Annotated in this window: 10 protein-coding genes; 4 read left to right on the top strand and 6 right to left on the bottom strand. The window is 22.9% G+C overall.

The window, feature by feature from the left end; genetic code table 11:
• Positions 1 to 638: virulence associated lipoprotein (locus tag HNR35_RS04815; RefSeq protein WP_183224290.1), on the bottom strand; the 638-nt coding region annotated here is incomplete at its 3' end.
• 2,099 nt (positions 639 to 2,737) lie between these two features.
• On the opposite strand from HNR35_RS04815, the gene HNR35_RS05830 reads away from it, so the two are divergent.
• Complete coding sequence (locus HNR35_RS05830) at positions 2,738 to 2,839, top strand: hypothetical protein (RefSeq protein ID WP_325064418.1); 102 nt, start codon at positions 2,738 to 2,740, stop codon at positions 2,837 to 2,839.
• Between the two features lie 601 nt (positions 2,840 to 3,440).
• On the opposite strand, the gene HNR35_RS05825 is transcribed toward HNR35_RS05830, so the two are convergent.
• The 5 genes from HNR35_RS05825 to HNR35_RS04795 all read right to left on the bottom strand — a co-directional run bounded on the left by HNR35_RS05825 (position 3,441) and on the right by HNR35_RS04795 (position 9,289).
• Positions 3,441 to 3,836 (bottom strand): CRASP family complement regulator-acquiring lipoprotein, encoded by a 396-nt coding sequence (locus HNR35_RS05825; protein ID WP_419465737.1) that lies wholly within the window; start codon positions 3,834 to 3,836, stop codon positions 3,441 to 3,443.
• Positions 3,837 to 3,897: 61 nt separating this feature from the next.
• A complete protein-coding gene (locus HNR35_RS05820; protein WP_011703915.1) occupies positions 3,898 to 4,104 on the bottom strand; it encodes a hypothetical protein in 207 nt (68 codons plus the stop codon).
• An 836-nt stretch (positions 4,105 to 4,940) separates the two neighbouring features.
• Positions 4,941 to 5,177, bottom strand: a complete 237-nt coding sequence (locus tag HNR35_RS04800) for a hypothetical protein (protein WP_183224288.1) — start codon at positions 5,175 to 5,177, stop codon at positions 4,941 to 4,943.
• Positions 5,178 to 6,306: 1,129 nt separating this feature from the next.
• Positions 6,307 to 6,429 (bottom strand): hypothetical protein, encoded by a 123-nt coding sequence (locus tag HNR35_RS05905; protein ID WP_272872317.1) that lies wholly within the window; start codon positions 6,427 to 6,429, stop codon positions 6,307 to 6,309.
• Between the two features lie 1,756 nt (positions 6,430 to 8,185).
• Positions 8,186 to 9,289: a hypothetical protein gene (locus HNR35_RS04795; RefSeq protein ID WP_236845793.1), complete on the bottom strand. Its 1,104-nt coding sequence runs from the start codon at positions 9,287 to 9,289 to the stop codon at positions 8,186 to 8,188.
• Positions 9,290 to 9,613: 324 nt separating this feature from the next.
• Between HNR35_RS04795 and HNR35_RS04790 the strand changes: the two genes are divergently transcribed.
• From HNR35_RS04790 to HNR35_RS04775, 3 genes are all read left to right on the top strand, one after another.
• A complete protein-coding gene (locus HNR35_RS04790; protein WP_011703920.1) occupies positions 9,614 to 10,429 on the top strand; it encodes a 5'-methylthioadenosine/adenosylhomocysteine nucleosidase in 816 nt (271 codons plus the stop codon).
• Positions 10,430 to 11,197: 768 nt separating this feature from the next.
• Positions 11,198 to 11,284: a hypothetical protein gene (locus HNR35_RS05965; RefSeq protein WP_214646002.1), complete on the top strand. Its 87-nt coding sequence runs from the start codon at positions 11,198 to 11,200 to the stop codon at positions 11,282 to 11,284.
• A gap of 1,329 nt (positions 11,285 to 12,613) precedes the next feature.
• Positions 12,614 to 13,360: a complement regulator-acquiring protein gene (locus tag HNR35_RS04775; RefSeq protein WP_157868199.1), complete on the top strand. Its 747-nt coding sequence runs from the start codon at positions 12,614 to 12,616 to the stop codon at positions 13,358 to 13,360.
• The last annotated feature ends 95 nt before the right edge of the window (positions 13,361 to 13,455 follow it).

The raw sequence follows: 13,455 nt of genomic DNA, 5'->3' as shown, positions 1-13,455 counted from the left end.
TCATCATTTTTATAATCTAATAAAAGTTGTTTTGACATCTCTGAGACAATTTTTATTGTAGATAATAGTTTTTCAAATGAATTTTTAAGTTTCTCTAAATCCGAAGCATCTAGTTTATCTAGAGTTTCTTTTTTGGAGTATAAGTAATCAGTTACTATGTCAAGAGCCTGCCCAAAGCCACTAAAGAGATTATATATGTTATCTTTTGTTGACAGCTTTATAATATTTGCAAATTCCTTAAATTCCTTAGTGTCAATAGAACTTAAAATGGTATAAGTGTGTCTTCTATACTTTATAGATCTGGCGGTATTGGAGGATACCTTTTCTGTATTTTTTCCCCAACTAAACTTGTCAAAATCCATTCCGTATTGGTCAGAAGGTTCTTCCCCCATCATTTTTATATACTTTTCTTTCTGTGTGTTAGCTAGTTCAATTAAATTTTTTAAACTATTAAGTAGTGTATTTTTTATTTTTTTATTTAGATCTTCTTCTTGGTTAGAGCTTACTTCTGTGCTAAGTTTTAATTCCTTTTTGTTGGGCAGATTTTTAGTGTCTTTTTGATTAGTGTTGAAATTTGGGTTGCAAGCATATAAAAAAAGAAAAACAAATATACTTATTATAATTACATAGTATTTCATAAACATTCTCCTTGAATATAATTTAGACTTCAGTATAATAATATAATTAATTTAATTCAATATATAATTTAATATTAAGTCAATTAAAATATATTATTTAAATAATTATAATAATATATTTATTATAATAAACATTATAGTATTTTGAGTTTTTAAAAAATCTATTTTATACATTCTTGATTGGTTTTTGCCAAATTTGGTTATTTCAATAATAGTATGTTTCATCTATAAATAGATTTTTAACACCTGTTGTTTTGGAAGTTAAAATCTTTAAATTTATAAAGACTTTGTAAAGTATTTAGAGTATTTATGGGGAGGTTTTATAAAGTAAGTAAGATTGTTCATATGGGTGTTGTTATCATTTATACCTTTTTTTGTTATTTTCTTTTTAAATGTAATATTGCAAAAAATAGGAATAGCCTATGTACTTGTTTATAAAGTAGTTTATTTGTTGATATCGTTTTGTTTTTATGAAATTATAAATTACAAAAATTTTAAATGCTATCTTTAACAAATTGGCTTAGTTAAAAAAATATATTTTTATAAAGAATAAAAGAACTATTTTGATCTATTATATAGTAGCTTTCTTAGAAAGCATAGAAAATAAAAATGTTAAAAAAGGTATTAAAATAATTTTTCTCTTAAAAAGAAAAAATAGGTATTAATCCTATTTTTATAAATAATCATGAAATTCACTTTGTATTTGAGTAAATGGCTGTTATTTGTTTTATGATTTTGCTTTTTTTATATATGCATTTTTTATATTAATTCTTACTTATTTGTGTTTTTAAAAATACAAAATTGACATAATTGCTTGCTAGCATCTATCAAAGCCTTAAAAAATTAATAAAAAAGGTGGTTTAGATTGTGGTACATTTTTTAATACTGTCGTGCTTAATGGTCAAAATCAACTTTTTATTCAATAGATTCTATAAGCAATAAATGTAGATATCAAATAAAAAAAATTCTATAAAGCAATTAATATGACATGGATATAGGAGGATTTTGATTTTTCTTTTTAAAAAGACTTTAATTAACCTAGTAATCGCGGTTTTCTCTAAAGAAAACGACACATAATTTTCTTAGAAGTAGCTTAAATATAATTTAATAATTAAAAAATAATGAGTGTTAAAATAGCTTATATATACAGAATATATCTTAACACTAATTTTTAAAAAAATACTTTTGAAAAGTATTTAGATGTATAATATTTATATAACAAAATATTAAGTTATAAAATAGATTATTATAAAACAATAAGCAAAGTTTTATTAATTATCTAAGTGAATATAAAGAAGAGTTTCTATTATTAAGAGAAGTTGATGGTTTGGCTCTTTGTAATTCTCAAATTAATTTAAACTTCGTATATAATAATTTTTCAGAGAAATTAAAAAAGGGGATAGCATATAAGGAATTTCTAAATATAAAATCAAGAAAAATAGGCAAACTTTTAGAACTAATCATTTTTAAAAATAAACAAGAATAGAAAATGACTATATAAAGCTCCCTAAAATAGAATTTGTAAAGTTATGTCTACTGGAGTATCAAGAATTAAGGAATTATTAGAAATGTAGTAGAAAAAGATACTAATAATAAATTATATTTTAGTAGTAGTTGAGTGCGTAGATATTGAAAATAACAATAAAATTAAAGAGAATAAAAAAGAAGTTAGTTGGTATTGATATTAGTATGGTTTGCTTTTAGTAAGTGGTGGAATTGAGAGAACCAATCATCTTAAATTTTTATTTAAAAATAAAAATAAACTTGGGAAATACCAAAGAAAACTATCAAAAAAACAAGAAGTGGCTATCAATAAAGCTAAATCTAGATTAAGAATTGTCAATTTACATGATAAAGTTTCAAATTAAAGAAAAGACCTTTTACATAAATTATCTACTACTTTGTAGTTAATTATAAAAACATAATAATGGAAAACTCATCAACTGAAGGTATGAAAAAAAAGGAATGTTTGGGAAAAGCATTAATGATTTAGGATGGCATGAATGTGTAAGCCGATTATCATGTAAATCAAGGCGGAGTGGATCCTATTTGCATAAAGTAGATATTTCCTATCAAGTAAACTATGTAACAATTATGGTATTAAAAATATACCTCTAAAATTAAGGGATGCTAGATGGATTTGCAGTAGTTGTAGCACTTTGCATGATAGAGATATTAAATGTAGTAGGGTTAAATTTTAAGGCTTATTATCATAAAGAAATAAAAACCAAGGCAGGAATCTCCATAAATAAAGCTTGTAGATTATGCTTTAGTAGTAGATGCCTGCTCTTAAAAAAGAGCCCAAAAAGCTATTATAAGATAAAACAAGAAGCTATTTTTATAATCTTTGATTTTTATATATAAAAATAAATAACTCGCCCTTTAATACCGGTTTAACCTTTCTAAAATTATCAGTAAAGTTTCTTATTTTAAGGAAATCGCGTTTTAGTTAATTTTAATATTAAAATATTTGTTTTTGTATTTTTGCTTTTAAAGGGTTAAGTGTTTATTAATTTTTAATTAATATCAATCATAAATTATTCTTCTATTGTTTATGGAATTGAATTATAAATACTTTTAATTCAAGTAGTAATCAGTGTTATGTTTGATTTTTTTATTTATTTGTATTAAATATCTTTCCTATATATGGGGATTTAATTTTGTTTTAATGTGCAAATCCAAATGCCATTAGTATTTATCGGTCTATTCTAGATTTTACCTTATAAAACAGCTTTACCACCACAATTATCACAAAAATTTATCAGTGTTAACTATAAAAATAATAAACTTTTTAAATAAATTTTAATTTGTAATGTCGGGAATGGGTATTAATAATATGGCTGTTTTCAGATTATTAACCCCTTTTCTTTTCTCATTAAATTGATTCAATTTTGCACCCAAATAGGTTTCTAGTTTAGAATCTTCTGTTTTTATAGAATTTTCATCTTTCTGATAATCTAATAAAATTTGTTTTATTTTTTTTGAAAAAATTTTCCTTATAGAGAATAATTGTTTAAGGGAATTTTTAATCATTTTTAAATCTGAAATTTTTGTCTTATCTAAAACATCTTTTTTCAAAGATAGGTGATTAATTATCTGTTCTAGGTTAAGTTCTAAAATTGTTATGCTATTTAGCACTTTAGCCGGTGATTGTAGGTTTAGTTTATGAAATATTGTTACAAAGTTATCGAGTTTAATATTCGTTAAAAAAGTATTTATAAAATTAAAGGCCCTTACATCTATTGTAAAAGCTTTTTCATCACTTTCGCTGAATATCTACAGTTTTTTGACTCTCTGGTTCAATTGTTGGCATTTCGTTTTTATTTAAGGGTATTTTACTTATCTCTATTAAATTTTTGATTTCATTAATATTTGCATTTTTTGTTTCATTGATATGTTTTTTTATTGCTGTTTCAGCATCATGATCGGCACTACAGCTGTTTAAAAGTAAAAAACACACATACATAAAATTATGTTGTTTTTCATAAAAATATTCTCCTTAATTGGCATATAATAAGTGTATAATTATATTAGGGAATATATAACGTAATAATGTATTTTTATTCTCATAAAAAAATCTTATTGTTCTTTCAATTTCTTTTAAACCCCTTAATATTTTTGAACTTTTTTAAATTTTAAAATATTTTTTAAGCTTTTCTAAAAACCCTATCTAAAAAAGAGCGTGCTCATTTTGTATTACTAGGACTAAGTTTGTATTGCTTTATCTTTTTGTACTAATAAACATTAATTAAATCTTGTATATTTCTATACTATTTTTTAATTTTTATTCTTATTTACCAGAAATTAATCTATTAGTGTCAATATTAAATATTCTCATCTTTAATTTAAATATCTCGGTTCAACGTATTTTAAGTTCAGGTTTCTTAGCAAGAATGCAATAATAAATGATAATGATATGATAGACATCATAATATATGTTTATACTTTACTACTGTTGGAATATTTACCAGTCTATTGTTCAAATTAAGCCTTTCTAAAAATCCCTTAAATTTTTTATAATCATTAAATTTATAAAATCTTTATATTCTTTTTATATAAAATTTACATCAATTTTATTATTTATGGCACTTAAAGTAGTTTTTCGCAACTGATTTTGATAATTTCCATATTCTATTTATTATCTTTATTTATTATTCCCAAATTAATTAATACCAACTTTTTTACTATTAAATAGGCTCTTTTTTCTTTTTTAAAGTTTGTATAAGCGCTTTTATTCATATTTTATAATTATCCTTTATTATAATATTTTTATTTTTCCCTTTAGTTGGATCTAGAGCTCCATTAAGGCTCCAAGATATGGTTTTTTTGGTACCTTTTTTCGACAAATTTATTTGAAAATTCTTTAATTTTTTTCATTTCTTCTTTTTTTATATATTCTAACCAATCTTCAAGCGTCTTATTTTTACCATGTAGTTTTCTAAACAATGAGTATTCTTTATCCCACTTAATAGTGGCATCTTCATATTCTTTTTTTACTATATGAATTTTCGGTATATGGGTTTTAGGGAACTTGATCATATTAACTCTTCCTAACATATAAAATTATTATAGTAGCTTGATTTTTTTAAATTTTATGGTTATCAGAAATAACCGATTATAAACATCCTATAAACAGGGTTGATTTTTACTTAACATATACATATATACGTTAAGTTTAAACTTGTAATGCAATTATTGCAAATAATTATTGATAGATTATTAATGTTTTTGATTTTTTATTCTAAAGTCTTATTTCAATATTTATTATCAATAGAAACCGCAGGGATATTTTTTAGAAATAATAGAGTCTAGTGATGATTAAAATTATATATTTTGAATGACTTTAATATTTATTATATTAAAAATATAGACCCCTTTTTATAGTGAGATTGTTTCCAACTAGCAACAGAATAATAACATTTTACATAAGAAAAAGGAGTTTCTATTGATCCTATTATAGTTCTTGATAAACTTGTAGAAGATAAGAATTTTGGTAAAACTTTAGGATATTTAGATATAGATGAATATATTAAGACATTATCAAAATACACCACAGTTGGATCTATAATAGAAGCATATGTTAAGACAAGATAAATTCGCCTATTTTATATTTTCTACATCATTTTTAAATAATCCAAAAACTTATTAATAACGCTTTTATATTCATGTATAAAATCCTTTTCAAAAGAAAAACTAGAATTACAGATATATTTTTATTTAAATATTCCCTCTCAGGTATAATACCCAAAAAATCACCTCTATTCTTTAATAAATTTAGAAACCCCTTGTTATGTATATTATTTTCTTAAATCTGGTTATAAGCAAACATAATAAGACCTTTAAACCTAATTTATTTAAAAAATAATCACATAAATTTAAACACTCAACTACCCATTCCTAAGTTATTATTGGAATAATAATATAATCGATACTAAATAATGCATTTTTTAGATATCACATTAAAACTATGTGCTGTATCCAAAATATTATATATTTATAATCATTAAAATTTGATTTTAATAATAAGTCCTTAAATTCTATTTCAATTTCATTAAGCATATGCAAATTTTTAAAATGGTTTAGTAATAATTCCTTTTCATTTGCCTAGCTTGAACTTTTAATTTGTATATTTAGATACCTTGAGTACTCTCTGATAATATAAAAAATATTAAGCTTGGAAAGTAATTAATTTTTCAAGACCTCTAAACCCACTTTCTATAAGATTATTTTCCGTAAAATTTCTATTTTGAAAATCAGGATCAACCTTTTTCAAGGTGTCACTTATATGCATTAAATTTTTATTTCTATAAGTTAGTTCAATTGAATTTGCTTTATTTTGTACATTATTAACAAGTGCCTCTAAATCTACTGATTTATCTATAGCGCATTCAATTATAGTACTAGTAACACTAAGGGCTGCTCACCTTATACTGTATTTTCTTGTATTGTTAAATCGGGACAATTTTTTAATGATGAAAAATTTCTTTTGTTTATTTTTATTTAAAAAATAATACTTCAAATAAAATTTTTCATAAAATAAAATGTATTTAGGTGTTGAAAAAGATAAAAGATAGCGAATATTATAAATTAGATAGATATATAAGTTTTAATCTTTTTTTAAAGAAGTCGATTGGTTAATAAATTTTTAAAGAGGCTTAAAGAATTAAAAGAGGGTTTTGGCTATAAATACTTTTTTGAATTTTGCTATAAGTTGAAACCAAAATTTAAAAGCAATTTTTATAAATTATTAGCAGCGAGGTTAATAATCGTAATGGATACTTACAGGTCTAAATTCTTACTAGAAGCATTTATATTAACTTGATTTATAGTGTTGCTGCATAAGGTTCTAGTAATCATTCCCCACTTTATTTACAAGTTTGCTTCTTTTATTAATTGATTAAAAAGGAGTTTTTAAAAAAGAGATTAGATATCTTTGTATCTGATATTATTTTTTTGCTTAGATGATTTGTTAGCAATATTTTAAGGCTTTGCTTCTTGATTTGGATAATCCTATTCTTGTAATATTTAGAACCCTCTTTACAATAAAAATCAAAAATAATAATAAATATATTTAAATTAATAAAATCTTGCAAAAGATAGATACCAATCTGACAAAAGAAAAATTCTGTAGTTTAGTAAAATGAATTCGTTGATCGAATTCATTAGGATTTATTTTATGAAAATTCTTTCGGTTAATAGAATTTTTTCAAAAAAAGTTAAAAATATTTTCTAATTTGATTAAATCAAATCTAGTTTCTAGATAACCCCTTGAATAATAAAAACAAATATAACGTGATTCACACAATATTTTTTTAGCCAATAAGCTTGTAATTACATTTATATCAAAAAAATTTTAAATTTGATTGGAAATTTTTTTCTTAAAAAGGAATATTGTAAAAATTTGTACAATTTAAAACTTTATATTAATTTTCACATCATAGCTAATCAATCAATTTAAGCATAGATTTTAAAACTATAAGCTCTACTATTAATACAAATAAATAGTAGATTCAAGTAAATTATTGGCTTAAGAATGAAAATTGTATTTCATTGTGGGGGGATTCACCCCATATTTTAATATATATTAAAAGCAATGACAGCAATAAGATGTAGAAATTTAATGTGAACAAGCGACTTTATAACTTTTTAAAGAGTTTTTTAATCAATGATAAATTAAGAGAACTTATGGGTATTTGTTTGAAACAGACACACGTACTAATAATTGTTTTTTAAATGACATATTGTATAAATTAACCCTCAAAAAATAGTTAATCGCTTATTGTCTGTAAAAGAGGCTTTAGATAATTTAAATTTAGAAAAGATTGAAAATTTGTTTAAAAATTATTACCTATAAGAAAAATGTTCACAAAAATTATAAAGGGCCTTTTATCTATTATTTTAAACTATAAAAATTAGAATATCTAAGCCACCTTTAACTTCCTTTCCAAATTGGCTTAATAAAAGACATAGATTTAACTTAAAATAAATCTATGTCTTTATCTTTTTAGAGTATATTCAATAATACTTTATTATTCTTTAATGCTTTTCTAGTTATTTTTTTCTAGCTGCTTTGCTTTATTTAAAACAGCTTCTATGGCCTCTCCAGAATCTATTGATTTTAATATGTCAAGCACACCTTGAGCATACTCTTTAGCTTTTTTAATTTTTTCATAGTCCTCAATATCTACTACATTAGCCTTAGATCCCCCTACTATGCTTGATATCTTGCTTAAAATGCTGCCAAGTATTTTTCGAACTTCAAGATAAGGATTATTAGTATTCTTATATAAAAGAACATAACGAGCTGACTCTTCATCACTAGCTATGTTTGAAAAGTTATTATCAAGTATTTTTTTTGACAAATCTGTATATTGAGTCATTTTTATTCGGGCTATTAATCTTATTATATCTTTTATATCATCTGCTTTTAAAATAAATTTATTATTTTCTTTCGTATTGATTTCAGATAATTTTGTGTTTAATTCCTCGGCATAAGAAGTAGACTTATTCAAAGTTTGTGAAAGCTTATAAGCATTTTCTTTAAAAATTTTATATTTCTTAAATATTTCTTGCATTTCTTGTGCTTGTTTATTGGTATATTCTTGATATGTATAGTTCTGGCTATTTAAATAATTCGTATTTGCATTATCATTGCTGTCTAAATTAGAATAGAAGGAACTATCAGCACTTAATAAGTTATTATCACTGTCAATACTGCTGTAAGGTAAATTATAATTCCCGGCATTCCCTACCTCATAAGAATCGTTATCGGATAATTTAATTTGAGAATTCTTAAGCTCTACTAATTCTTTATCTATGCTAATAGCAATAGAGCTTGCTGTTTGAAAATCTATACCCCAATTAATTAATAATTGTATAGCATCTTTTCCGTTTTCTTTCTTTAAAATAGAATAAAACACTTGACTTTTTTTAGACTTAGGAAATGCATTGAATATAGATTTTTCAGATCCACTTAAATATTTACAACCTAAATTATCCCAATAATCTTTTCCCGAACTAATAACACTACCTATTTTGTTTCCAGCATTTTCTTTTCGCAAATCACAACTTAATGAGAAAATAGATAACATTATAGATGTTGATGAAATAACAACTTTTTTTGACCATAAATCTCCCCTCCTTAATTTCAAAAATTAAAAATAATTAAAATTTACTTATAATAAAAATTATTATAGTAATGTAAGCAAGTATACTACACGAATCAATTAAATTTAAATTTTACGCTTAACTAAAAATTTTGTTTTACTATTGTAGACAATAATAAAACAAATAATGAAAGATTAGCTATGTATAATTATTGAAGTTTTTCTAGTTTAAATTTTTACAATTTGAAAAATCTAATCCAACCAATGCAATATTATAAATAGTATAATATTGCAATACTATTTAAACTAATGAAAATATAGAAATATTAATTTATAAAATTAATAAAAAACATATATGGAGCTTTCTTTATGAAAATCAAAAATATAACAAACCCATTAATAATTTTTTTATCTATTGTTTTAAATATTTGGGGAAATGAGCCAAAAATAAATGAATCAGATGAAAATTCTCAAAGCAATATTTTAATAATATCAGCTACAAAAGCAGAAATAGCAGAAATAGATAAAATTATTCAAAATAAAAAATCTATTTCAATAGAAGAACATAGAAGAAAAAAAAAGATTACTATTGGGAAAGTGCTTAATCATAATATAATTACCATAGCTACGGGAGTTGGAAAAATAAATACAGCTTTTTGGACAAGCTATATTATATCAAAATACAAAATTAGTCATATAATCAATGCTGGAGTTGCTAGTGGAATTTATAGCAACAAAAATAAATTCGTAAAAGTAGGAGATGTTATAATATCTACAGAAACAACAAATTACGATTTTAATTTGCATAGATTTGGCTATGAAATTGGACATATTCCGGAACACCCTAAAAAATTTAAAGCAAACACTGCTCTTATAAGGAAAGTTTCTAAGATAAAAATAAAAAATACAACCTCTTATTTGGGCTTAATAATTACTGGAGATCAATTCATTGACCATCAAAATTTTCAAGAAATTCCAGAAGAATTCGAAAATGCAATTGCAATAGACATGGAGAGCGCTGCAATGGCTCAAGTAGCATATAATTTTAAAATTCCTTTTATAATCATCCGGGGAATATCTGATATAGTTAATAATGAAAATAATTATGATGATTATAAAAAATTTTTAAAAAAAGCCTCTTCTAACTCAGCAAAAATAGTAGAAAACTTAATTAAATTAATGTAAATATATAAAGAGTACACTAATTATACAATTTTTGTCTTTTTATATCTTTGCATTATTTATTTTAATAAATATTATTAATGGTATTTCAATAATTGGTGGCGGTCACAAAAAAATGGAATTTAAAAAATGGAATTTTTACAATAAAAATCATATAATAAGTTGAGAATTTAATTATGAACACAAAAACTATCCTCTTAAAATTGATTTTCTTTAGTATATTACCAATATTGGCCCTTCTTATTGTTAATTTTCTTATTAAAAGACATTTCAATAAAAAATTTAATTTAAATAAAAGAAAGGCAATAAATAGAAAAAGCTCTATAGATGGTAATACACTCTATAATAAAAAAAAATTTAATAGAAATAAATATAGATTAAAAAGTTTAAATAGAAAAAAAATTAAAAATTTGGAATCAAAGTGATATTAAAAAATGTATTCTAGGCATTTTTATTTTGCAAATTTTAGTGTAAAAGGTCCATTTGGTAAAATGACTTTTGTTTTTAAAGTATTATTTTTAATCTACTAAATAATACTTTATTAATCATTCCAACTTTTATTCTACTACATTAATGCAAACCATTTATTAGTCAAAAATTAATTGAGAGATTTATATTTTGCAATGTTGTGCTAGCTTTTATTTCATTGTTATACCTAAATGTAGGAGTAACTATTGGAAAATAAGAACATAGTTAAAGTATTTTTTATGCTATTATTATTGTTTATAATGGCTTGTGAGGCATATGTAAACGAAAAAAACAATAGATTTATTGCTTTCAGATGTTTTAAAGCTTAATAATAAGGTTATTAATGACGAATTTAAAAATTATCAAGATAAAATAAATCAATTAAAATAAAGCTTTAAGAATATAGTAATACAGAGCTTGAAAAAAATTATTAGACTTACAAAGTCCCTTTTAATATAAATTAATAGCCAAACTAGAAGCTTTAAAAGTAGCTAAAAAGGTTATCCAAGATCTTAAAGATACTGAACATTATTGTAAAAGCAAGATGTACATACGATTTTTATTTTAAAATTACTTATAAATGGTTTTAAAATCCCCAGTCTTTCTTTCCATTAAAAATGCCTATTTTATCCCTTATATTTCATTTTTAACTAGCATGAAAGAAAAAATCTAAAATTAAAATATAGATAAATTACTTTAAACAATTATTATCTTAGCTATGTATTGTAAAACAAAAAAAAGAAACCAATAAATAGCGTTGGTTTTGGATGTTTAAAATCTTTCTATTCTTGATGGAAGCACTCATGCTTATATCAACTATAGTTAAAAGATACCAGTAGTAATTGTTATTTTAAAGACCTCTATTTTGTTTTTAAAAACTACAAGTAAAGTTGTAAAACCACTACTTCTTTTAGTTACTCCTGAATTTATACATATATTTTTCTAAATATGATAAAAGAACTATGCTAAATAAAATTTATAAAGGCTAAAAACTGTGTTGGCTAGTTGAATTCTTTTAGATTTAAAATTATTTTGTTTATTTCTTTTTATGCACCAATTAAATAGTGAATTACTTTAATAACTTTTTTAATATGTGCAATTTCGTCAATACTTAAAATTCTTCTTTTTTTAATTTTATATATTTTTTAATAATTTGATAATCATGAATTATATATTCATGTATTTCAAAAATTTATTTTGTATCTTCTTTGTATAAGATTTTTCTACAATTTTATTTTGATTTCCATTTTCCGTATAAACTTCAATGTTATTTTAAAATTATTTTTGTAAACAACATAGAAATATTTAAAAATCTTGGTTTATTTGCAATAAGCATAATAATGCTTATTTATTGAAAGATATTCCACAATTATGTATAAATCTTCAAGGATTCATAAATCCTCATGGTGAGATATAAATACAGTCATAAATTTTTAAAATTATTGTTATTATAGAAAAATAAAAGTCAAAATAACTTCTAGAAGTTGAAATTAAAATATCATTACTTTAGTGGTCAATCATTATTTCTTGAGAGTCTAAAAAGCTATTTCTATAATCTTTTGTAGAAATAGCATGCACTTATTTAGCATTTCAAAATATTGAAAAAAAATCATTTTTAGATTATATTTTATTTTGTAATTATTTCAATTTTATACTTATAATAAGTTTATATTATGGCTTTACAGATTTATTGTAGAGCCATTTTAAGGGCTGTGTTTTATGAAAAAAATAATATTATTAATCAATATTTTTCTATTTATTTCATGCCAAGCTGATGTTTTAAAGAAAAATAAGATTATTAAGAGTCATAATGACAAAAAACAATCTAGGAAAGAACATGTGCAAGGAGAAAAGGATAGGCTTATATTTTTGATAAATAGTTTGGTAGAATTTAATAATAAAGCCATAGATAATTCTTTTGAAAAATTCAAAAGCGAGCCGTCTAATCAATATAATCTTCCTTTTAAAAATATTAGTTGGTCTGTGTTAAAAAAAACACTTGCTGATGATGTAGAACAATCTAAAATGGCTAGAAGATGTTTGTATGCAGTTTTAGATTACAATGAAAGTGAGTTGCAAGAATTAGGATTAATTTTAAATTCAAATGTATCTAGTATTAAGAATATCGCCAATAAAATAATGCAAAATGTAGGTATAGAATTTCAATTTAGATTTGAAGCAATAATGAGATTATTGCTTGCTAAAAAAAATAACTTAATATTATTAGATATTCCTAATCTTAAAAGGCTTAAAACTTGTCTCGAAGACTTTTTAGCCTTGAGAACAACTTTTAGGGGATGTGTTAAGCAATTATTAAATGATTATAGTAGCAATAAAGAATTCATAAAGTCTGAAAATAATAAATTGGGAGATTATTTAAATAAAACCTTTTCAAATATTATTTTAAGCATAAATAGAGATCCTATAAATCTAGAACAAGAAATTAGAAATATTATTGTTATTTAATTTTAAATTAAGGAGATTGAGATTCTTTCTTCTTTTTATTGGAAAAGCAATAAAATATCATTGTGACTAGTGTAATAAGTTATTAATTTTGTTTT

The sequence above is a fragment of the Borreliella spielmanii genome (genome assembly GCF_014201705.1).
In the GTDB taxonomy this organism is placed as follows: Bacteria; Spirochaetota; Spirochaetia; order Borreliales; family Borreliaceae; genus Borreliella; species Borreliella spielmanii.
The sequence above is the reverse complement of the archived record's forward strand: the minus strand, read 5'-3'. Positions and strand labels throughout refer to the sequence as shown.